This window comes from Stenotrophomonas sp. STEN008, from assembly GCF_056760435.1.
In genome coordinates, this window is sequence record NZ_JBRRET010000003.1 from 1 (window position 1) to 21,522 (window position 21,522).

At 65.9% G+C, this 21,522-nt stretch carries 22 protein-coding genes and 1 pseudogene; 7 read left to right on the forward strand and 16 right to left on the reverse strand.

Features of this window, described 5'->3' with window-relative positions:
- Window positions 1-120: 120 nt before the first annotated feature.
- The 4 genes from ACVOME_RS02010 to ACVOME_RS02025 all read right to left on the reverse strand — a co-directional run bounded on the left by ACVOME_RS02010 (window position 121) and on the right by ACVOME_RS02025 (window position 3,997).
- Complete coding sequence (locus tag ACVOME_RS02010) at window positions 121-2,445, reverse strand: catecholate siderophore receptor Fiu (protein WP_262100187.1); 2,325 nt, start codon at window positions 2,443-2,445, stop codon at window positions 121-123.
- 142 nt (window positions 2,446-2,587) lie between these two features.
- Window positions 2,588-2,980: a hypothetical protein gene (locus tag ACVOME_RS02015; protein ID WP_053516646.1), complete on the reverse strand. Its 393-nt coding sequence runs from the start codon at window positions 2,978-2,980 to the stop codon at window positions 2,588-2,590.
- 148 nt (window positions 2,981-3,128) lie between these two features.
- Complete coding sequence (locus ACVOME_RS02020; RefSeq protein WP_053516647.1) at window positions 3,129-3,461, reverse strand: non-heme iron oxygenase ferredoxin subunit; 333 nt, start codon at window positions 3,459-3,461, stop codon at window positions 3,129-3,131.
- Window positions 3,458-3,997, reverse strand: a complete 540-nt coding sequence (locus tag ACVOME_RS02025; protein WP_481504660.1) for a GNAT family N-acetyltransferase — start codon at window positions 3,995-3,997, stop codon at window positions 3,458-3,460. Before ACVOME_RS02025 ends, ACVOME_RS02020 begins: the two co-directional genes overlap by 4 nt.
- Before the next feature lie 991 nt (window positions 3,998-4,988).
- On the opposite strand from ACVOME_RS02025, the gene ACVOME_RS02030 reads away from it, so the two are divergent.
- The gene (locus tag ACVOME_RS02030; RefSeq protein WP_180875384.1) at window positions 4,989-5,462 is read left to right on the forward strand and encodes a hypothetical protein; all 474 of its coding nucleotides are present in this window, start codon (window positions 4,989-4,991) and stop codon (window positions 5,460-5,462) included.
- 261 nt (window positions 5,463-5,723) lie between these two features.
- On the opposite strand, the pseudogene ACVOME_RS02035 reads toward ACVOME_RS02030, so the two are convergent.
- Window positions 5,724-6,024: pseudogene (locus ACVOME_RS02035) on the reverse strand (aminotransferase class V-fold PLP-dependent enzyme); the annotation flags it as partial.
- A gap of 287 nt (window positions 6,025-6,311) precedes the next feature.
- On the opposite strand from ACVOME_RS02035, the gene ACVOME_RS02040 reads away from it, so the two are divergent.
- Entirely contained in the window at window positions 6,312-6,596 is a 285-nt protein-coding gene (locus ACVOME_RS02040; RefSeq protein ID WP_481504661.1) for a hypothetical protein, read from the forward strand.
- Between the two features lie 58 nt (window positions 6,597-6,654).
- A complete protein-coding gene (locus ACVOME_RS02045; protein ID WP_481504662.1) occupies window positions 6,655-6,957 on the forward strand; it encodes a hypothetical protein in 303 nt (100 codons plus the stop codon).
- Between the two features lie 176 nt (window positions 6,958-7,133).
- Here the strand turns inward: ACVOME_RS02045 and ACVOME_RS02050 are convergent, their stop codons facing one another.
- The 5 genes from ACVOME_RS02050 to ACVOME_RS02070 form a co-directional block, all read right to left on the reverse strand.
- Complete coding sequence (locus ACVOME_RS02050) at window positions 7,134-8,390, reverse strand: cysteine desulfurase (protein ID WP_481504663.1); 1,257 nt, start codon at window positions 8,388-8,390, stop codon at window positions 7,134-7,136.
- Window positions 8,387-9,649, reverse strand: coding sequence for a Fe-S cluster assembly protein SufD (gene sufD / locus ACVOME_RS02055; protein WP_481504664.1), 1,263 nt, complete (start codon window positions 9,647-9,649; stop codon window positions 8,387-8,389). The genes ACVOME_RS02050 and sufD overlap by 4 nt, the downstream gene beginning before the upstream one ends.
- A complete protein-coding gene (sufC, locus tag ACVOME_RS02060; protein ID WP_053516654.1) occupies window positions 9,649-10,413 on the reverse strand; it encodes a Fe-S cluster assembly ATPase SufC in 765 nt (254 codons plus the stop codon). The genes sufD and sufC overlap by 1 nt, the downstream gene beginning before the upstream one ends.
- 65 nt (window positions 10,414-10,478) lie before the next feature.
- Window positions 10,479-11,954: a Fe-S cluster assembly protein SufB gene (gene sufB / locus ACVOME_RS02065; RefSeq protein WP_065182413.1), complete on the reverse strand. Its 1,476-nt coding sequence runs from the start codon at window positions 11,952-11,954 to the stop codon at window positions 10,479-10,481.
- Between the two features lie 18 nt (window positions 11,955-11,972).
- Window positions 11,973-12,428: an SUF system Fe-S cluster assembly regulator gene (locus ACVOME_RS02070; protein ID WP_053516656.1), complete on the reverse strand. Its 456-nt coding sequence runs from the start codon at window positions 12,426-12,428 to the stop codon at window positions 11,973-11,975.
- A gap of 214 nt (window positions 12,429-12,642) precedes the next feature.
- Here ACVOME_RS02070 and ACVOME_RS02075 point away from each other — a divergent pair, with 214 nt between their 5' ends.
- Together ACVOME_RS02075 and ACVOME_RS02080 are read left to right on the forward strand one after the other, a co-directional pair.
- Window positions 12,643-13,110 carry an SET domain-containing protein gene (locus ACVOME_RS02075; protein ID WP_053516698.1) on the forward strand — a complete coding sequence of 156 codons (468 nt, stop codon included), beginning with the start codon at window positions 12,643-12,645 and terminating at the stop codon, window positions 13,108-13,110.
- 132 nt (window positions 13,111-13,242) lie between these two features.
- Window positions 13,243-13,785 carry a type 1 glutamine amidotransferase domain-containing protein gene (locus tag ACVOME_RS02080; RefSeq protein WP_481504665.1) on the forward strand — a complete coding sequence of 181 codons (543 nt, stop codon included), beginning with the start codon at window positions 13,243-13,245 and terminating at the stop codon, window positions 13,783-13,785.
- A 65-nt stretch (window positions 13,786-13,850) separates the two neighbouring features.
- Here ACVOME_RS02080 and ACVOME_RS02085 read toward each other — a convergent pair whose 3' ends face one another.
- The 4 genes from ACVOME_RS02085 to ACVOME_RS02100 form a co-directional block, all read right to left on the reverse strand.
- Window positions 13,851-14,447, reverse strand: coding sequence for a YceB family lipoprotein (locus ACVOME_RS02085; RefSeq protein WP_065174554.1), 597 nt, complete (start codon window positions 14,445-14,447; stop codon window positions 13,851-13,853).
- Between the two features lie 77 nt (window positions 14,448-14,524).
- Entirely contained in the window at window positions 14,525-15,064 is a 540-nt protein-coding gene (locus tag ACVOME_RS02090; protein WP_481504666.1) for a hypothetical protein, read from the reverse strand.
- A 55-nt stretch (window positions 15,065-15,119) separates the two neighbouring features.
- The gene (locus ACVOME_RS02095; RefSeq protein ID WP_053516660.1) at window positions 15,120-15,428 is read right to left on the reverse strand and encodes a DUF3861 family protein; all 309 of its coding nucleotides are present in this window, start codon (window positions 15,426-15,428) and stop codon (window positions 15,120-15,122) included.
- A gap of 298 nt (window positions 15,429-15,726) precedes the next feature.
- A complete protein-coding gene (locus tag ACVOME_RS02100; RefSeq protein ID WP_053516661.1) occupies window positions 15,727-16,125 on the reverse strand; it encodes an HU family DNA-binding protein in 399 nt (132 codons plus the stop codon).
- 371 nt (window positions 16,126-16,496) lie between these two features.
- Here ACVOME_RS02100 and ACVOME_RS02105 point away from each other — a divergent pair, with 371 nt between their 5' ends.
- Window positions 16,497-16,928, forward strand: a complete 432-nt coding sequence (locus ACVOME_RS02105) for an OsmC family protein (RefSeq protein ID WP_053516662.1) — start codon at window positions 16,497-16,499, stop codon at window positions 16,926-16,928.
- Window positions 16,929-16,974: 46 nt separating this feature from the next.
- On the opposite strand, the gene ACVOME_RS02110 is transcribed toward ACVOME_RS02105, so the two are convergent.
- Complete coding sequence (locus ACVOME_RS02110; RefSeq protein WP_481504667.1) at window positions 16,975-17,853, reverse strand: PhzF family phenazine biosynthesis protein; 879 nt, start codon at window positions 17,851-17,853, stop codon at window positions 16,975-16,977.
- 124 nt (window positions 17,854-17,977) lie between these two features.
- The gene (locus ACVOME_RS02115; RefSeq protein WP_322522857.1) at window positions 17,978-18,850 is read right to left on the reverse strand and encodes a PhzF family phenazine biosynthesis protein; all 873 of its coding nucleotides are present in this window, start codon (window positions 18,848-18,850) and stop codon (window positions 17,978-17,980) included.
- Window positions 18,851-18,924: 74 nt separating this feature from the next.
- Here ACVOME_RS02115 and ACVOME_RS02120 point away from each other — a divergent pair, with 74 nt between their 5' ends.
- Window positions 18,925-21,519, forward strand: a complete 2,595-nt coding sequence (locus ACVOME_RS02120) for a bifunctional aspartate kinase/diaminopimelate decarboxylase (RefSeq protein ID WP_053516666.1) — start codon at window positions 18,925-18,927, stop codon at window positions 21,517-21,519.
- The last annotated feature ends 3 nt before the right edge of the window (window positions 21,520-21,522 follow it).

The window sequence follows — 21,522 nt, forward strand, 5'->3', positions numbered from 1 at the left end:
GGGGGGGGCTGGTGTTTTTGAACACGACACCGCCGGGGGGGGGGGCTGTGTGGTATGGGCCCCCGGTTTGGGGGCGTGTGGGGGGGGGGGGGGGGCGCGGGCCCCCCCCGCGCCAGGACATCAGAAGCGGATGTCCGCGCTGAGCAGGAAGGTGCGCGGGGCACCCGGGGTGTAACGGTAGCCGCTCTTGTTGATGCTGGCCACGTAGGCCTTGTCGAACAGGTTGTAGCCGTTCAAGCGCAGCGAGATGTTCTCGTTGACCGCCCACGACACCACGGCGTCGTACACCACGTAGGACTTGGTGAATGACGGCGTGCCGACAGCACCGTCGGTGCCACGATGCATGCCGGCGGCGTAGCGCACGCCACCCCCGACGGTGATGCCGTGGGCCAGCGTGTAGCTGGTCCAGCCGGTGAACGTATCGTCCGGCGTGTACGTCAGGTTGGTGGTGCCGTCGGCAGCGACCTTGGCGCCTTCCTTCACTTCGGTGTCGAGGTGGCTGAAGCCGGCCGACACCGACCAGTTGTCGGTCAGGCGGCCCACGGCGGACAGCTCCACGCCCTTCACGCGCTTGCTGCCGGTCTGGGTCGGGTTGCCGGCCTCGTCGAGCACGGTGGTATTGATCTCGTTGTCGACGTCGGTCTGGAACAACGCCAGGTTGACGGCCAGTGCATCCTCCAGGAATGCCCACTTGCTGCCGACCTCGAAGGTCTTGGCCTTCTGCGGGTCCAGCTTGGGGTTGTCGGCGCTGCTGGCCGAGCTGCTCAGCTGGAAGTTGGCACCGCCCGGGGGCTGCTGCGAGATCGCGTAGTTGGCATACACGCTGACCGTGTCGCCCACCTTGTACAGCGCGCCCAGCTTCCAGTTCAACAGAGTGTCGGAGGCCTCCAGCGTGGGGTTGCGCAGCACGGTGCCGGCCGGATTGCTGCCGCAGGCGGGACCACTCCGGCCGCCGCAGACCGAGGCGCTGGCGTACTCGGTCTTGTAGTGGTCGGCACGCACGCCGGCAGTCAGCAGGAAGCTGTCGCCGAATGCCAGCGTGTCGAACAGATACGCCGAGGACGTGGTGGTCTTGCCGTGGGCATCGGCGCCGTTATGCGCCCAGGTCAGCCCGGTCACGTTCCAGTCCGGGTCGTACAGGTTCGCGGCAGGCCAGCTGGTGCCGCCGGTGGCCGCCTGGCCGTAGCTGTCCAGTTCTTCGCGGGTGAACTCCAGGCCTGCGCTCAGGGCATGGCCGATGGCGCCGGTGCTGAAGTCGGCCCGCAGGTTCAACTGGTCGGTCAGGATGGTGTTGCGCTGGTCCTTGAAGGTCGGCAGGCTGCGCGCGATCGTGTAGGTCGAACGGTCGGCGGGGTTGGTGTAGCCGATGTTGCCGGTCGGACGACCATTGGCGCCGAGCGCGCCGGTACCCATGAAGGCGGTGAGCAGGTAGTCCTGCTCGGTGCGGCCCCAACGCGCGGTATTGGTCAGGCGCACGCTGTCGTTGAAATCATGTTCGAAGCGGAACGTGGCCATCTTCGCGGTCACGTCGTCGTGGTCGGCACGGGTGCCGTAGAAGTTCTCCGGATCCACCGGATGCCCGGCCAGCGCTTCGAGCGTCGGCTGCGGCGTCCAGCCCGGCAGCCCCAGGGTCGGCACGCCGCCGTCGGGGACGTTGTCCTGCTTCACGTACAGCAGGTTGAGGTAGTAGCGGGTGGCCGTGCCCAGGCCGAACGCCAGCGACGGGGCCAGGCCCCAGCGCTTGTTCTGCACATGATCGCGGCCGGGCTGGTCGCTGTCCTGCCACATCGCGTTGACGCGCAGCGCGCTGGTCGCGCTCAGCGACTGGTTCCAGTCACCGGTCGTCCGGCGCTGCTGGTCACTGCCCAGCGAAACGCTGGCCGACGTGGCGTCCTGCAGGGTGGCCTGCTTGCTCACCAGGTTGATGGCACCGGTCGGCGCCGAGCGACCATTGTCGGTCCCTGCTGGCCCCTTGGTCACTTCCACCTGTTCGATGTTGAACACGTCGCGCGAGATCGAGCCGAGGTCACGCACGCCATCGACGAACAGGCTGTTGGAGGTGTCGAAGCCGCGCATGAACAGCGCATCGCCGGTGGTGGTGTTGCCGTTCTCGCCGGCATAGAAGGTGCCCACGCCCGGGCTGTTGCGCAGCGCTTCGGTCAGGGTGGTGGCGCCCTGCTGGTTGAACAGGTCGCTGGTGATGACCTGGATGGTCTGCGGGGTGTCCTGCAGGCGCTGGGTGAACTTCGGCGAGGCGACCTTGTCGGCCTTGTAGCCACGCGTGGCGTGCACGTCGATCTTGTCCAGCGTGCGGGCATTGTCGGTCGCTTCGGCGTGGGCCAGCGCGGGCAGCGTGGCCAGGCCGAGGCCGGCGGCCAGACTGGCGGTCGCCAGCGGCAGGTTGCGGAGTGGGGAGGCGTGCTTGCGGCTCTTGATCGGGTTCATGGGTCTGGGTGGGTAGCGGAACAGGAACGATCCGCCGGTGCCGGATGACGGCGCGGCAGGCAGGATCGGAAGCGGACTCGAAGCGGGATCGGAGGTGGAGGTCCGGCAAGCGCCGGACGCCCGGGCGCGGCCGGGGAGAGCGTCAGCTCAGCAGGGACGGAGGCGCCTGGCCGGGGGGGTAGTGGTAGCGCGACGGGAGCGCAGGGGCCGGGTAGGGTGACGGCGCGGTTGCCGGCACCGGTGGCGGCACTGGAAGCGGGCCACACAACTGCCGCAGCAGCGGGGACTTGATGCTCCGGCTGTCATCGGGCTCGGCTTCCACCCGTGGCATGGCCTGCTCGCGGGGCGGCGTGCCGAAAGGCGCTGCGGGCAGGCTGTCCTGCGCCTGCAGCGCCGGCGTGGTGACCAGCGAGCTGCGCGACCCTTCATGCAGCGCCGACCATCCCAGCAGCAGTGCCAGCAGCAGCGCAGCCAACAGCGGCCCGCCCGTGCGGGCAAGCTGGCAGAGCGTAGCGATGGGCGCGGGCGAGGCCATGGCGCGGCGATGGGCATTACGAAGATGTTACGTAGAGTAACAGCAACGATAATGATTCGCATCTTCGGTGTTGCGGGAGGTCTGTACCTGGCCACTCGCGGCCCTGTGGGCGCCTGCAGGGCCTTCCCGGGCGGGGCGGATGGGCCGGTCAGTCCCGGTCGTCGCGGGTCCAGATGGCGTCGTGCTCGCGCTTGACCGGGAACTTGGGGACCGGGCTGTACGCGGGGGCACACAGGGCACGGCCATCACGCACGTCGAAGCGGGCACCGTGCAGCACGCACTCGACGCTGCCTTCGGTGGTGTTGAACTCCCCGGAGGACAACTCGAATTCCTCGTGCGTGCACTGGTCTTCCAGGGCATACAGCTCGCCATCGAGGTTGAACACCACGATCGGCGTACCGGTAACCTCGTCGAACACGCTCTTCATTTCACCCGGCAGCAGGTCGCTGCCGGCACAGACGAAGGTCCACGCATCGCTCATGCGGTGGCTCCCACCAGCGGCTTTTCCAGGATCTCGAAGCGCAGATCGTCGCGCTTGGGAATGCCGAAGCGCTCATCGCCGTAAGGGAACGGCTTCTTGATGCCGGTGCGGCGGTAGCCACGGCGCTCATAGAAGGCGATCAGTTCGTCGCGCACGTCGATCACGGTCATCTGCATCACCGGCACGCCCCATTCGCGCGCGGCGTGGGCTTCGGCCGCATCCATCAGCTGCTTGCCGACGCCGCCACCCTGCTGGGCCGGATCGACCGAGAACATGCCGAAGTAGCCCTTGCCGTCGGCATCGGCGACGTGGGCGCAGGCCACGAGGCGGCCCTCGCGCTCCGCCAGCAGGATGGTCGAGCGGGGCCGGTCGAGGTCGGTCTGGATGCCTTCGGCATCGATGCGGGCGCCGTCCAGCAGGTCGGCTTCGGTGGTCCAGCCGGCCCGGCTGGCGTCACCCCGGTAGGCGGAGGTCACCAGCGAGATGAGGGCGGGGATATCGGCCGACGTAGCGGCGCGGAAGGTCAGGGTGCTCATGGTGCCATTCTAGGTGGGGCGTGGGCCAGGCCGCACGCCCTTCTGCACTGGCGATGCGAGCCGGGGATTCGACCGCCGATGGAAGCACTGTCGTGAACGGAGCCTTGACGCCGCCTTCATTCCATGTTCATAAATAAAGCGTGGCACGGCCAGCGTTGCGACTGTCGCGTACGTGCACGCATTCAAGGAACGGACGATCCAAGGAGGATCCCATGCGGTCTCGTGCCACGCTCCGCCCGCGCCAGTCTGGCCCGGTCGGCTAACGCCGGGAAAATTGCCGTGATTTCAAACGTAATGTTGTCAGTTGCAGTCATATTCGGAATTATCTACTTGGTGGTCTTCTATCGATTTACATTTCGTTTCCGAGCGCTTTATCCAAAATTGTGGAAAGACCTGGACTCTCCGGAATCATTTGGACTCCGTGGACAGATGACCTATCTGGCTGTGGCGCTGGGTCTTGAACGGAAGGCTCCACTGGAAAAGTTGCAGGAACTTAGGAAAGAGCTCGTTGCGATAAGAGTCTCATTAGGTGTCTCGTTCACTGCCTTTGTTATAACTTTCATCTTGATAAGCTGAGAAATGGACGCATTTGGAGGGTAAAAGTGCCCCTGCAGCTGGCTCAGGGGCATTGGCTACTGAGCCTCAGCGACCAATCGCCTGATCAATGTGATCGAAACCGCAGCGGGCGCACTCGCGACCGGACTAGCGCTATGACGACCAGGGCAACCTATCGGTCCGCAGAGGTAAGCCTTCTCGTTCGGCTACGACAACGGCGGCGTACTGTGTTTCTAGCGCAACGAGCGCACGGGCAAGCAGGCGGTCTATCTCCATGGTGATGTGGAGAGAGCAAGATCTGCAGGTGCTGACAGCTATGTGGCCACTCCTGGCGGTTCCCTCATGGGATTCGACTTCAGGGGTATGAATGGCGCGGTCAATGCTGGAACGAGCCCTGGCGCGCACATTCGGCCGAAGATTACTATAAGGTGAAACGATGGATTCCGGACGCGGCTGGTTTGCAGTTGTTGCGCTGATTTTCATGCTTAGCGCTTGTTCTTCGCAGGAAGTAGGTTCCGCGGAAGCTCCAGCCGCCTGTAAATTTCGTGGCAATGAGTTGGGAGCTGAGACATGCATGACCACGATGTATGCGCTGTTGTCTCAGCCAGAGAAATTTGATGGGCGAGTGGTTTCTTTCCATGCATGGATAGATCAGGTCAATGGTGCGATCTTGATCTTTCCCTCGCGTGATGAACTGGACGCAAGGGACTCATTCAGCTCATTGGTGGCCTATCCAGAATCCAGTCCGGATGCCTTTCGAGAAATCCCTTCGGTTGAGGGTGGGGAGGAGAAATTCTTGCGGATGACCGGCACGTTTCGATGGAATCGCGATGGTGCTCCCAGATCCCCAAGTGCTCCGGTGGATGTAGATCGGATGGGTGTAATGGAAGGCGTTCATTTGGGTTTATAGCGAATGAGTCGAGTGGGTTGGTGCCAAGCGCTTGGCGGCCTTGTCGGCGAAATCTATCGTTGCTCATATGATGCATCATGGAAGTTCTCGCCTAGTGGGCGTTCTAGGCAGAATTGCATTGGTTGGTGCTTGTGTTTTTTTCCTCCGCAAGCCGACTTTTACGCCCGTCATCCAGCGGATGGATCTGGGTAGTCGTTAGAAGCAGAAGTGTCGCGGACTCGCGCGGCGCTCTCGTCTTCCTCGGGCGCTGCTGAAAGCTAACCGCAGCAACTTCCGTACCTTCGCCAATGCCGCCATGAACCGCTCCGTCTCGGCGTGCGTGTTGTAGAGCGCCAGCGAGGCGCGGGAGGTGGCCGCGACGCCGAAGTACTGCAGCAGCGGTCGCGCGTAGTGCGGGTCCGAGCGCACTTTCATTCTGTCCGATCGTGCAGGGGCGCCAGTTGTTCATGAACGTGCTCGCCGCCGATCAGGAACGAGGCCACTGCGGCCTACACTGCGCTTCGCGGATAATGCGCGGGCCCGCGAGGCGGCGCAGCTCTCTGGTGAAGTGCCCCAGGCGTTCTACCCCGCCTGAGCCGATCAGCGCTCGCGAATTGTGTCAGCTTCCCGCTTGAGCAGGATATAAGTGTGGCGGCTGAATCATCGAGCACCGTCGCGTGGCTGATGGCTTTGGAGCGCTGGGCGGGGCGGTACATTATTTGAGAAAGTGCAGATTATTCTCCATGTTTGGAGGCTGCAAGAAATGGCGAAATGCAAATTGGATGCTGGGCACTCAGTCGCATGGGGTGGTTGAATCCGCTCATGCCTGGCAGCTGTGGTCATTTCACTGGGCTGCAAGGTTGTGATTGGTTGTCGGATCCTGTGATTGTTGTAAAGAATGTTGAAAGGGACGTGATTCATGACATCAGCTTGGAGGTCGGCGGTGGTGTGGTTGACCTGGGAGCAATTCCTGTCGGTGAAAGCAGGGCTGCAAAACCGGAGATCGCTGCTGATTCCTCGCTTGTTGTAACGTACTACGAGAATAATGCCCGTGTGGTTTGCTATGGAGATGTGTATTTTACGAACAATCTCTATGTCAAGGTTGAGGCGGGTGTGGGTAGAGGGGTTTGCCGTATAGCGGAAGTTGCGGATTGATGTGAGCGGTGGAGCGTGTCTGGAGAATTCTTATAGTGCAGTGCCAATGTGAAGAGCGATGAAAAGCCTTGTTGAGAGTTACCCGGTTTGGGCTTCCATCATTCTAGGTGCCATGTGGATAAACGCATTTGCGGCTCACAGGATGTTGCTGAAAATCGAGCGCGAACGACCGGAAGTACTTGCTGCAGCCGGAATCATCAAGATTGATTGGTGGCTTGGGTGCTTGCGTGGTATCGCAGTGCTTGCCCTCACTTCCAGAGGGAAGGCGCTCCATCAGGGTGAACGGTGGGTGTTGAGGGGCGTCGTGATGATGTACGTCTTCTTGATTGCTTCCGGGGTATCCATGCTCGTTGGCATGTAGAAGGCGGTGCCTCAAGGCCGCTGATGGTGGAATGGTTCGGCATTACGATGAGATTGCCCGTCCTGGCATCACTCGGCATTTCCCGGTTTCACCTCTGCTGGCTTGCGTCCCGCGCGCAATAAAAAACGCCGCAGTCCCCTGCGGCGTTCCCGTATTTCCCTGGCTCTGGCGAATCCTCAGCCGAGCAACTTACGTACCTTGGTCAGCGCGGTCATGAACCGCTCGATCTCGGCGTGCGTGTTGTAGAACGCCAGCGAGGCACGGCAGGTGGCGGCGACACCGAAGTACTGCAGCAACGGATGTGCGCAGTGCTGGCCGGAACGCACGGCCACGCCTTCCAGGTCGAGCAGGGTGGCTAGGTCGTGTGCATGCGCGCCGTCGATCAGGAACGAGACCACGGCCGCCTTCTCCGGCGCTTCACCGATGATGCGCAGGCCCTCGACGCGACGCAGCTCTTCGGTGAAGTGAACGAGCAGCTCGGCTTCCCGCGCCTCCACGTGCTCCTGGCCGATGTCCTGCAGGTAGTCGGCGGCCACGCCCAGGCCGATGAAGCCGGCGATGTTCGGGGTGCCGGCCTCGAACTTGTGCGGGGCATCGTTGAACACTGTGCCGTCGAAGCTGACTTCCTTGATCATCTCGCCACCGCCGAGGAACGGCGGCATCGCGTCCAGATGCTCGCGGCGTGCCCACAGGGCGCCGGTGCCGGTCGGTCCGCACATCTTGTGGCCGGTGATGGCATAGAAGTCGCAGCCGATCGCGGCGACGTCGACCTTGCGGTGTGGCGCGGCCTGCGAACCGTCCACCACGGTGATGATGCCGCGCTTGCGCGCCTCACGGCAGATCTCGCGCACCGGGTTGACCGTGCCGAGCACATTGGACACGTGGGTGACCGCCAGCAGCTTGACCTCGGGGGTCATGGCCGCACGCAGCGCATCAAGGTCGAGCGCGCCATCCGGGGTGATCTCGGCCACGCGGATGGTGGCGCCGGTACGCTGCGCGACCAGCTGCCACGGCACGATGTTGGCGTGGTGCTCCATGCGCGAGACCAGGATTACATCACCGGACTTCAATCGCGGCAGCGCCCACGAGTATGCCACCAGGTTGATGGCGAAGGTGGTGCCGCTGCACAGCACCAGATCGCTGGGGCGCACGTTGAGGAAGCGCGCCAGTTTGTTGCGCGCACCTTCGTAGGCATCGGTGGCTTCACTGCCCAGGGCATGCACCGCGCGGCTGACGTTGGCGTTGTAGCGGCGATAGAACTCATCCACCGCGCCGATCACCTGCACCGGTTTCTGGCCGGTGTTGGCGTTGTCGAAATAGACCAGCGGCTTGCCATGCACTTCACGCATCAGCAGCGGGAAGTCGAGACGCACGCGATCCCAGTCGGGGGCGCTGGCGCGTTCTTCGATCGGGCGCGGGGTGGAGAGATTCATGCCACACCCGCCTCGGCCAGGGCCTTGTCCAGGCGGCGTGCCAGCTGCTCGCGCAGCGCGTCCGGCAGTACCTTCAGCGGCTCATGGCAGAACGCGGCACTCAGCAGCGCCTGCGCCTGTGCCTGCGGCAGGCCACGCGAGCGCAGGTAGAACAGCGCGTTCGCATCGAGCTGGCCGACGGTCGCACCGTGTGCGGCTTTCACTTCGTCGGCGTCGATCACCAGCACCGGCTGGGTGTCGATCTCGGCGTCGGCCGACAGCAGCAGGTTCTTGTTGGACAGGTTCGCGTCGGTGCCGTCGGCGCCTTCGCGGATCTGGATGCCACCATGGAACACCACGCGGCTGCGGTTGGCGGCCACGCCGCGCCACAGCAGCTCGCTACGGGTATCGCGGGCGATGTGGTCGATGCCCAGGCGGGTATCGACGTGGCGGCGGCCATTGCCGAGCAGCACGCCATTGGCGGTCAGCTGCGCGTTGTCGCCTTCCAGCCGTACGTTCAGTTCATGGCGGCTGAGCGCGGCGCCCAGTTCCAGGTCTACGCGGTGATACTGCGCGTCACGGGCCAGCACCGCGTCGGTGCGCAGGATGCTGGTCTGGCGTGCACTGCCGGCCTGCACGCGCGCATGCTTGAGCACGGCATCGCGCGCAACGTGGACGTGCAGCACGGTGTTGTCCAGGTGGGCGGAGTCACCGACGCTGAAGCGGTGTTCGACCACGCCCAGGCTGGCGCCGGCACGCAGTTCGATCAGGTGGCGGTGGTGCCAGGCCAGATCGGTGTCACCGGCGACGCTGGCGAACACCAGCTGCAGCGGTGCCTCGACCTGCACGCCGTCGTCCACGCGCAGCACCGCGCCTTCATCGGCCAGGGCGGCGTTGAGGCGGGCAAAGATCTCATCGCTGCGTTCGTAGCGGCGGCCGAGGAAGCGCGCGGCATCCTCGCCGGCGGCCAGCGCCGAGGACAGCGGTTCCAGCTGCACGCCGGCCGGCAGGCCGTGGGTGTCGCTCAGTGCGTCGCTGAGGCGGCCGTTGACGAACACCAGGCGCGGCGCGGGGATGTCTTCCAGCACGGTCACATCCAGCACCGGCGGCGACAGCGGCGCGGCGGCGAAGGCACGGCGCTCCAGCTGGCGCAGCGAGGTGTACTTCCAGGCTTCGTTGCGGGCGGCCGGCAGGCCATCACGCAGGGCCGCATCCAGCACTTCGCGGCGCGCATCGCTGCCGCAGAAGGCCTGGGCCATGGAATCAAGCAGGGCGCTCATCAGACCGCCGCCTCGGGCACGACCCGGTCCTTCAGGAAGTCATAGCCGTGCGCTTCCAGTTCCAGCGCCAGTTCCGGGCCACCGCTCTTGACGATGCGGCCGTCGGCCAGCACGTGCACCACGTCCGGCTTGATGTAGTCCAGCAGGCGCTGGTAGTGGGTGATGACCAGGAACGAACGGTCGGCGGCGCGCAGCGCATTGACGCCGTCGGCCACGCTCTTCAGCGCATCGATGTCCAGGCCCGAATCGGTTTCGTCGAGGATCGCCAGCTTCGGTTCCAGCACGGCCAGCTGGAAGATCTCGTTGCGCTTCTTCTCGCCACCGGAGAAGCCTTCGTTGACGCCACGGTGCAGCAGTTCGTCCTTCAGGTGCAGCACGGCCAGCTTCTGCCGTACCAGCTTGAGGAACTGCATGGAATCGAGTTCGTCCTCGCCGCGTGCCTTGCGCTGTGCGTTCAGTGCCGCGCGCAGGAAGTAGGTGTTGTTCACGCCCGGGATTTCCACCGGATACTGGAACGCCAGGAACAGGCCGGCAGCGGCGCGCGCTTCCGGGTCCTGGTCGAGCAGATCGACCCCGTCGAACCGGACGCTGCCCTCGGTCACTTCATAGCCGTCGCGGCCCGCCAGGACGTTGCCCAGGGTGGACTTGCCGGCGCCGTTCGGGCCCATGATGGCGTGCACCTGGCCGGGCTGGACGTCCAGCGAAAGGCCCTTGAGGATTTCCTTGTCGCCGATGCGGGCGTGGAGGTTTTCGATCTTCAGCATGGTGGGAATTTCCGTGAGGCGGGCCGCAGCCCGCCGATAAAAAGAATGCGTTGCGAGGGCAGGGCTCAGCCCACCGAACCTTCCAGCGAGACTTCCAGCAGCTTCTTGGCTTCCACTGCGAATTCCATCGGCAGTTCGCGGAACACCTGCTTGCAGAAGCCGTCGACGATCATCGACACCGCGTCTTCCTGGCTGATGCCACGGGCGCGGCAGTAGAACAGCTGGTCGTCGGAAATCTTGGAGGTGGTGGCCTCGTGCTCGACGGTGGCGCCCGGGTTCTTCACCTCGATGTAGGGGAAGGTGTGGGCGCCGCACTGCTTGCCGATCAGCAGCGAATCGCACTGGGTGTAGTTGCGTGCGCCCTCGGCATTGCGGTCGACCTTGACCAGGCCGCGGTAGGTGTTCTGGCCACGACCGGCGCTGATGCCCTTGCTGACGATCTTGCTCTTGGTGCGCTTGCCGACGTGGATCATCTTGGTGCCGGTGTCGGCCTGCTGGCGATGGTGGGTCAGCGCGACGGAGTGGAATTCGCCGACCGAGTCATCGCCCAGCAGCACGCAGGAGGGATACTTCCAGGTGATCGCCGAGCCGGTCTCGACCTGGGTCCAGGTGACCTTGCTGCGTGCACCGCGGCACTCGGCGCGCTTGGTGACGAAGTTGTAGATGCCACCGACGCCGTTCTCGTCGCCCGGATACCAGTTCTGCACCGTGGAGTACTTGATCTCCGCATCTTCCAGCGCCACCAGCTCGACCACTGCGGCGTGCAGCTGGTTCTCGTCGCGCATCGGCGCGGTGCAGCCTTCCAGGTAGGACACGTAGGCCTTGTCCTCGCACACGATCAGGGTGCGCTCGAACTGGCCGGTGTGGCCGGCGTTGATGCGGAAGTAGGTGCTCAGCTCCATCGGGCAGCGCACGCCCCTGGGAATGAACACGAAGCTGCCATCGGAGAACACCGCCGAGTTGAGCGCGGCGAAGTAGTTGTCACCGACCGGCACCACGGTGCCCAGGTACTGGCGCACCAGTTCCGGATGTTCCTTGATGGCTTCGGACATCGAACAGAAGATGATGCCCTTCTCGGCCAGCTCCTTGCGGAACGTGGTGCCGACCGAGACCGAGTCGAACACCGCGTCCACCGCCACACCGGCCAGCTTGGCGCGCTCGTGCAGCGGCACGCCCAGCTTGTCGTAGGTATCGAGCAGTTCCTTGGGCACGTCATCCAGCGAGGCGTACTTCGGGCCCTTCGGTGCCGAGTAATAGCTGAGCGCCTGCAGGTCGATCGGGGCGATCTGCAGCTTGGCCCAGTTCGGCATCGGCATCGTCAGGAAGTGGCGGTAGGCGTCCAGGCGCCACTGCGTCATCCATTCCGGCTCGTCCTTCTTGGCGGACAGCGCACGGATGGTGTCCTCGTCCAGGCCCGGGGGCAGCGAGTCCGATTCGATGTCCGTGACGAAGCCGGCCGAGTACTTGCGGCCGAGCTGCTCATGGATCTCGCGGTTGGGGGTGTCGTCGTGGGCGACGGTTTCGATGGTTTCGGTGGCCATGGGGGGGCTGCCTACGGATCAGGAGACGACGTCGACAGCGATGGTGCGGCGCTGTTCGTCATCGACAAGGGGAAGAGGGGGCAGGATCTGCGCCAGGCTGACATCGCGAAGGGCCTCGGAGACCACGTCGTTGATCAGCCGCCAGCTGCTGCGCGCGCCGCACTTGGGCGCCATGCCGCACTGGTGGTGGTCGTGGCTGCACTCGGTCAGGGCCAGCGGCCCTTCCATTGCTTCCACCACTTCGAACAGCGAGACCTCCACGGCGGGCCGGGTCAGCCGATAGCCGCCGCGGACGCCGCGCAGGCCCTCGACCAGGCCGGCCTGTGCCAGCGGCTTGAGGACCTTGCTGACGGTGGGCGGCTCCAGGCCGGTGAATTCGGCCAGCTCGGTGGCGCTGAGCACTTCGCCCGGACGGGCGGCGAGCACGGTCAGCACGACGGTGGCGTAATCGGTGAGTTTGGTGACGCGCAACATGGGGGATGCGAGCGGTTCTTAAAGCGGACTGAAATTGTACGCTTTTCTTCGCCGGCATCCAACCCGGGCATTCAGCCGGCGCTGGGAGACCCTGGCCGGGGCCGTTCACCCGCAGTCACGATCGGGGCGACATGCTGGAGCATCGGGACGATTTTCGCAATTGCCCGGAATGGGCGAGAATCCGGGTTCCTTTCGCTGCAAACAGCCCGTGCCGATGCCGAAGAAGATCCAAGCCCGCAAGTCCGCCATCCATGGCAACGGTGTGTTCGCCGTGGCCCCGATCAAGCAGGGCGAGCGCGTGATCCAGTACAAGGGCCTGCTGCGCAGCCATGGCGACGTCGATGCCGATGACAGCGGTGACGTCGAAAGCGGCCACACCTTCCTGTTCACCCTCAACGACGACTGGGTGATCGATGCCAATTACAAGGGCAACGATGCGCGCTGGATCAACCACAGCTGCGACCCCAACTGCGAGGCGGTGATCGAGGAAGATGCGGACGGCGACAGCCGTGGTGACAAGGTGTTCATCGAAGCGCTGCGCGATATCGCCGCCGGTGAGGAGCTGACCTACAACTACGGCATCGTCCTGGCCGAGCGCCATACGGCCAAGCTGAAGAAGATCTGGGAGTGCCGCTGCGGTTCCCCCAAGTGCACCGGCACCATGCTGCAGCCCAAGCGCTGACCGGCACCGGGTACGGCCGGCCGATCGCCGGCCGCATCGCGGACATGCACCTGCCATCGACACGCGGGTCACTCCGCTTCAATGCGCGTTGCCGCACGCTGGGCGCTCATCCTCACCAACGGGAGTGCACTCATGGCCCAGCGCCTCAAAGGCAGACAGATCGCCATCCTGGCCACCCACGGCTTCGAGCAGTCCGAACTGATTGAACCCAAGCGCCTGCTTGAAGCGGAAGGCGCCCGGGTCAGCGTGATATCGCCAGCGAAGGAAGCCACCATCAAAGGCTGGAAAGAGAAGGACTGGGGCGAGGCGGTGGCGGTGGACATCCCGCTGAGCGAAGCCGACGCGGCAGGGTTCGATGCGCTGGTGTTGCCCGGTGGCGTGATCAATCCGGACACGCTTCGCACGGATCAGGCCGCCGTGGATTTCATCCGTGAACTGGCCGCGGCCGGCAAGCCGGTCGCGGCGATCTGCCACGGCCCCTGGCTGTTGATCAACAGTGATCTGGCCAACGGCCGCGAGGTCACCTCGTGGCCGTCACTGCAGCAGGATCTGCTCAACGCCGGTGCGCGCTGGCAGGATGCCGAGGTGGTGGTGGACGGCAATCTGATCACCAGCCGCAAGCCCGACGACATTCCCGCTTTCAGCGAGGCCGTCGTCCGCGCGCTGGCTGCGTGACGATCTGCCGCTGTGTCACACCCGTGCCCGGCCGCTGGAGGCCGGGCATGGTGCTGCAGCTCGGCTCAGTTGCCGAGCAGGCCCGCAGGTACCAGGTTGCCGAGGTTCTGGTTGAAGGTGACGACCAGCTTGCCGTTCTTCACCTGTGCCGATTGCACCTGCAGCGCACCGAGCATGCCGGCCACGGCCGGATCAAGCTTGTAGATCGGTTCACGCTGCGCATAGTCGCTCAGCCAGGCATTGAGCAGCCCGCGGGTACGTGAATCGAGGCGGCCGCCCTGATTGGCCGGGGTGAAATCGTCCACGCTCGGCTGCTGCAGGTGGAAGCCCTGGGTCTGGGCGTCATAACGCAGGCCGCTGCTGAGCTTGACCGTACCGAGCTTGGCCGGACTGCCGCCGGCGGTCGCAAGCGCCACGTCCATGCCCAGGTTCAGGCGTTCGCCTGCGGGAAGGCTCAGTTGTGGATGGCTCATCGTCAGCGCGATCAGGCCGCCAAGTGCATCCTGTGTACGCGGGAAACTGCCGTCCAGGTACTGCTGCACGTCGCTGGCGCCAACCGAGAGTTCGCGGCCGGAAATCGAAGGTGCGGCCTGCGCGCCGATCGCAGCGGCGATCAGGACGGTGGCGGCGGCGAGGCGGGTCATCAGGGGACGCAGGCGCATGGCGGTGACCGGAAAGGGCGGGGTGGCTACAGAGTAGCTTTGCAGGCTGAATCGAGCGTGCATGCCGTTGCAGCGGTTCAGTCCAAAGAGGGCCGCAGCTGCGCCGACTGGATCTGCCAGGCACTGCCGTCGGCGTTGGGCTGCACGCGATACCAGCCACCAAAGCGGAAGGTGCCGTCGGCGGTCACGGCGCGGACCTGGACCGGAACCTCCAGCAGCTGCGGCGGATGCTTCCCGTCGACGGCGACCGGCGTCTGGCTGCGCAGGCGCAGGGCGCGCACGTTGTCCAGCTGGCGTAGCGCGGCGTCATCCGCCCGCCGCGGATCGGCGGGGGGGAAGGTCCAGGCAGCGTCGCTCGCGGCGTGGTCGCGATTGAGCAGGTCGGTCATGTACCGGCTGAGCATGTCCCCGGGCGGCTCAGCGTCGTCGGCCACTGCTGCCAGCAACGGCTGGACGGAGGGTGGCCGCAGCGATGCAGCCTCATCGCCCACGGCCGTCGGCTGCCGGTGTGCATCATCCGGTCTGGTGGCGACCGGGGCGGTGATATCCACTGCGGGGGGCGGCCGGGAACAGCCCAGCACGACCAGCGGCATCAGCAACAGCAGGGTCCTGCGCATGGTGCCTCCTCCCCGAGGCGACCTGGAGGACGGCAGTGTATCGACTACGGGGCCTTCAGCGGGAAGATGGCAGCTGATCCAGCGCATCCAGCGCCGGCAGGACCTGGGCGGCGAGTGCGGCCAGTGCATGACCGTCGGTGTCGGCATGACGCTGCACGATGTCGCGCAGCAACTGGGTGGCGACCACCAGCGTGGCGCGCTCGTCGCCACTGAGTCCTGCGGTGCGCGGTGCCGCTTCGAGCAGTCGCATCAGGTCGCGACTGGCGCGATGTTCCAGTTCGATGGTGCAGCGCCCGGTGCACTGCAACCCGTCCTTTTCGATCGGAGTCACCGAGATCCGGTAGCGGGTGGAGGGGCTGGCCATGAGAGGTGCTCGCCGTTGCTGTGGGGGAATGTGCCCACCATAGGCAAGGCCGCCGCCGGCGGCGACGGCCGGCGCTGCACGCAGTGTTCCACCCGGTTGGACGAAGGGCGGGGGAAGCGTGGCCGCAGCCTTTGGTGGCGGGCCTGGGAGGCCGATTGCGCTGCTGGGGCAACGCTGTGTTGCGATGCCCGGCGCCGTGCCCGGAAGATGGTCGCTGCCTGCGCGGAACCGCCGAGGGCGCCAAAAAAAACGGGACGGCCTGGGCCGTCCCGTCATGCATCCGCCGAATGGCGCGCGCTTACAGCGCGGCGTCCTTCAGCTTCTTGAGCGGACGAACCTTCAGCTTGGTGGTGGCCGGCTTGGCGGCGAACCACTGCTCTTCCTTGGTGAACGGGTTGATGCCCTTGCGCTTCGGCTTGGCCGGCACATTGACGGTGGTGATCTTCAGCAGGCCCGGCAGGGTGAAGGAGCCAGCGCCCTTCTTGTGCACCGAAGAGGCGACAGCGCCTTCCAGCGAGGCCAGCACAGCGCGCACGTCCTTGGCGACAACGCCGGAGGCTTCAGCGATGTGTGCAACCAGGCCGGACTTGGTCAGCACTTCCTTGATCGGCTTCGGAGCGGCCGGCTTGGCGGCAGCCTTCGTCGCGACTTTCTTCACTGCCTTCTTCGGGGCAGCCTTCTTAGCGGTCTTTGCCATGGTTTCCTGTTCCGTGAACGGTTGGTTGTTTGGTCGGCGCCGAACCCCGTCGGCAAGCGCAATGTAGGGCAACTCTCGGGCGCCGCCAATAGCCCGGAGCGCGGAAAGTGCATGTTTTTTCATATCCAGGCCGATTCAGTACATGGCCGGCGGTAGGGGGCAGGGGCACCCGGAGGGGCAGAAAAGCGCCGACCCTTGCGCCGGCTGGAAGTGCGAAACCGCTGAAAACAAGGGGAAAACGGCATGGCGCGGAGGTGGCGCGATGGAGCCGGAGCACGCGTGCCGGTCGCGCTGCAATGCGGCAGAGCGACGCAGGCATAACGCGCGCCATGCGAGGGTGACCGTTCATCACCGCCACACAGGAGCAGCAAATGGGAATCTCGCGACACGCCACCGCGCACTGGGAAGGCGATCTGAAGTCCGGCAAGGGACAGTTGAGCACGCCGCAGAGTGGCCTGCTGGACAAGACCCGCTATGGGTTCAACAGCCGTTTCGGCGAGGAGAAGGGCACCAACCCGGAAGAGCTGATCGCCGCCGCGCATGCCGGCTGTTTCACCATGGCGCTGTCGGCCAAGCTCGGCGAGGCCGGTTTCACTCCGACGTCGCTGGATACCGAGGCGAAGGTGGATCTGTCGATGGAAGGTGGCCCACAGCTTTCGCAGATCCGGCTGAAAGTGAAGGCCGTGGTGCCCGGGATCGATGCGACGCAGTTCCGTGCCATCGCCGACGATGCCAAGCAGAACTGCCCGGTGTCCAAGGCACTGAGCGCGGTGCCCATCAGCCTGGAGGCCGAGCTGGGCTGAGGTCGGTAGCGCCGGGCCATGCCCGGCGTCCCAGGGCAACCACCCATCACCAATCAAGGGTGCCGGCGATCACCGTCTGCACCTGACCGCCGGACCAGACCTCGCCGGCCTCGTCCACGCGCAGGGTCAGGCGTGCGTCATGCCCGACCTCCCGGCCCTGGCTGACGTCGAATGCCTCGCGGCCCCGCGGCAGGGCGCCGCGCAGGTCCAGCCATGCCGCCAGCACGGCGTTGGCGGCGCCGGAGGCGGCATCCTCGAAGCGGCGCCCGTTGCCGACGAACGCGCGCACGGCCAGATCGAAGCCTTCGTTGCCGTCGGCGAATGCATAGGCGAACACGCCCATGCTGTCGGTGGATTCGGCCAGCGCAGCCACCGCGTCCCAGTCCGGGCGCAGCGCGCGCAGGGCCGATTCATCGGCAACCTGGACCACCCACCAGCTGCGCCCGCCCTGCATGCGTGCTGGCGGCAACCGACCCAGTGGCCAGCCCTTCAGGGCCGCCTGCAGGCGCGGATCGTCCGCCCGCGCGGTTTCGGCCAGCTGCGCGCGCGGGGTGCGGATGGCAATGCGCTGCTGCGCGCCTTCGCCGCTGACGCGCAGCGGCAGCGCACCGGCAATCCCGTCCTGCACCAGCAGGCCATCCACCGCCTCCGCCAGGCCCGCCTGCAGCACGGCATGCGCGGTGCCTACGCTGGGGTGGCCGGCAAACGGGACTTCCTTCTGCGGACTGAACATGCGCAGGCGATAGCTGGTTCCCTCCGTCTGCGGCGGGAACACGAAGGTCGTCTCGGGCAACCGCGTCCAGCGGGCGATGGCCTGCATGGTGTCGTCGTCGAGTCCGTCGGCATCCAGCACCACGGCCAGCGGATTGCCGGCACCGGCGCGGGGGGAGAACACATCCAGTTGCAGGAAACGGCGTGCGGACATCAGTGACAACTCCAGGAAACAATGGGACGGTGGCGCGGGGCCATGCTCCGCGAGCGCGCAGCGCGGCGAGTCGCCGGGCATGGCCCGGCGCTACCGGCAAGGCGGCATAGGGTAGCGCGGGGGGCTACCAGTGAATCTGCCCATCGATCACCGGCTGCACCTGGCCGCCGATCCACACCGTGCCCTGCGCATCGACCTGGACCTGGACCTCACCATCGCGGCCCACTTCGCGGCCCTGGCTGGCCACGTAGCCGGCGTCCGTGCCCGGCAGCGCGCTGCGTTGCCGCAGCCAGGCGCCAATCAGCGCATTGGCACTGCCGGTCACCGGATCCTCAGGAACGTTCACCGCATCGCCGGGGCAGAAAGCGCGCACCACGAGCGCGTGAGCGGCAGCCTGTTCCAGTGCGAACACGGCCACGCCGGTGGCGCCGGTGGCATTGGTCCAGTCGCGCACGGCGGCCATGTCCGGCGCCAGGGAGCGCACGCTGGCGGCATCACGCAGGGGCAGCAGCCACCATCGCGGACCGTTGTCCCACAACTGGGCCACATGGCCCTCGGCGGCCTGGGCCAGCAGCGCTTCCGGCACCGCCCCGGGAGCGGTATCCAGGTGCCGTGCTGCGGGGCTGGCGAGCTGGATCGTCGGTGCGGCAGCCGGGCCGGACACGCGCACCGGCAACAGCCCGGCGGCGCACTGCTGAACCAGGGCACCGTCGCGCGGCACGGCCAGGCCGCTGGTCACCGCTGCCCAGGCGGCACCGACACTGGGGTGGCCGGCGAACGGCAGCTCGCTGCCCGGGGTGAAAATGCGTACGTGGTAGTCGGCACCGGCCGCGGTGGGGCGGACGAAGAACACTGTCTCGGACAGGTTCAGCCAGGCGGCCAGCGCCTGCATGCGGTCGCTGGAAAGCCCGTCCGCGTCAAATACGACACCCAGTGGGTTGCCCGTGCCGGGACGGGGAGCAAAGACATCGAGCTGCAGGTAACGATAGGCGGTCATGGCGGGGATATTGGGCTTAGAATCGAAGGTTCCGCCCCCAGGGGCGGCTTCCCCACAATACACATAGCCAATCCATGTCAGCTTCCCCCCTTGTCGATCGTTGGATCGTACTGAAGTTCGGCGGCACCTCGGTGTCGCGTCGCCATCGCTGGGACACGATCGGGAAGCTGGCGAAAAAACGCGCGGAAGAAACCGGCTCGCGCGTGCTGGTGGTGGTTTCGGCGCTGTCCGGGGTGACCAATGAGCTGACCGCGATCGCCGACGGTGCGGCGGACAGCCGTGATCGCGTCGCCGCGCTGGTCGAACGCCACGAGGCATTCCTGGTCGAGCTGGGCCTAGGCCGCGAAGTGCTGGCCGAGCGTCTGGCCGCCCTGCAGGGCCTGCTGGACGATCCGCGCGCGGCCACCCGGCCGCTGGACTGGCAGGCCGACGTGCTGGGCCAGGGTGAACTGCTGTCCTCGACCGTGGGCGCGGCATACCTGCGCGCGTCCGGGCTGGACATGGGCTGGATGGATGCCCGGCACTGGCTGGATGCACTGCCGCCGCAGCCGAACCAGAGCGACTGGTCGCAACGCCTGTCGGTGAACTGCCAGTGGCGCTCGGACGCGGACTGGGCGCAGCGCTTCCGTGCGCAGCCGACCCGCCTTCTGATCACCCAGGGCTTCATTTCGCGGCACGCGGACGGTGGCACTGCCATCCTCGGCCGTGGCGGTTCGGACACCTCGGCGGCGTACTTCGGTGCGCTGCTCGGTGCCAGCCGGGTGGAAATCTGGACCGACGTGCCGGGCATGTTCAGCGCCAATCCCAAGGATGTGCCGGACGCGCGCCTGTTGACCCGCCTGGATTACTACGAGGCGCAGGAAATCGCCACCACGGGTGCCAAGGTGCTGCATCCGCGCTCGATCAAGCCGTGCCGCGATGCCGGTGTACCGATGGCGATCCTCGACACCGAGCGCCCCGAGCTTCCGGGTACCAGCATCGACGGCAATGCCGCGCCGGTACCGGGCGTGAAGGCGATCAGTCGTCGCAACGGCATCGTGCTGGTGTCGATGGAAGGCATCGGCATGTGGCAGCAGGTCGGCTTCCTGGCCGATGTGTTCGCCCTGTTCAAGAAGCACGGCCTGTCGGTGGATCTGATCGGTTCGGCCGAAACCAATGTCACCGTGTCGCTGGATCCGTCGGAGAACCTGGTCAACACCGATGTGCTGGCCGCGCTGTCGGCCGACCTGTCGCAGGTGTGCAAGGTCAAGGTGATCGTGCCCTGTGCGGCAATCACCCTGGTCGGGCTGGGCATGCGCTCGCTGCTGCACAAGCTGTCGGATGTGTGGGCCACGTTCGGCCGTGAGCGCGTGCACATGATCTCGCAGTCGTCCAACGACCTGAACCTGACCTTCGTCATCGATGAGGCCGATGCCGATGGCCTGCTGCCGATCCTGCATGCGGAACTGATCGACAGCGGCGCCATGCCGGTGGAGGAAACCGAGGTGTTCGGCCCGCGCTGGCGCGAGATCGCCGGCACGGTTCGCCCGCGCGGCACGCCCTGGTGGCGCGGCCAGCGGGCACACCTGCTGCAGCTGGCCGACGCGGGAACCCCGCGCTACGTCTATCACCTGCCGACCGTGCGGGCGCGTGCCCGCGCGCTGGCTGCGATCAAGCCGATCGACCAGCGTTACTACGCGATCAAGGCCAACAGCCACCCGGCCATCCTGCAGTTGCTGGAGTCGGAGGGTTTCGGCCTGGAGTGCGTTTCGCATGGCGAGCTGAAGCATGTGTTCCAGCACCTGCCGGAACTTTCGCCCAGGCGTGTGCTGTTCACCCCCAGCTTCTGCCCGCGCAGTGAGTACGAGGCCGCGTTCGCACTGGGCGTGACCGTCACCGTCGACAACGTCGAAGCCCTGCAGCGCTGGCCGGACCTGTTCCGCAACCGCGAGCTGTGGTTGCGCGTGGACCTGGGGCGCGGCGAAGGCCACCACGCCAAGGTCCGCACCGGCGGCAAGGAGTCCAAGTTCGGCCTGCCGATCGCCCGTGTCGATGAGTTCGTCCGTGCCGCCACCGAACTGGGCAGCCGGGTGGTCGGCCTGCACGCCCACCTGGGCAGCGGCGTGGAAACCCCGCAGCATTGGCGCCTGATGTGCGATGAGCTGGCAGGCTTCGCCCGCCGCATCGGCAGCGTGCAGACGATCGACATCGGCGGTGGCCTGCCGATTCCGTACAGCGACGAGGACGAGCCCTTCGATCTGGACGCGTGGGCTGCCGGCCTGGCCGAGGTCAAGGCGCTGCACCCCGCATTCCGCCTGGCCATCGAGCCGGGGCGCTACCTGGTGGCCGAGTCCGGCGTGCTGCTGACCCATGCCACCCAGGTGGTGGAGAAGGACGGCGTGCGCCGCGTCGGCCTGGATGCCGGCATGAATACGCTGATGCGTCCGGCCCTGTACGACGCCTGGCACGACATCGAGAACCTCAGCCGCCAGGGCGGGTACGCCGAGGCGGCATTCGATGTCGTCGGCCCGATCTGCGAGTCCAGCGATGTGTTCGGCAAGCGGCGCAAGCTGCCGGTGTCCACCGCGCCGGACGACGTGATGCTGATTGCTGACGCTGGCGCCTATGGCTACGTGATGTCCAACACCTACAACCAGCGGGCGCTGCCGCGCGAGGATGTGATCGAGTGATCG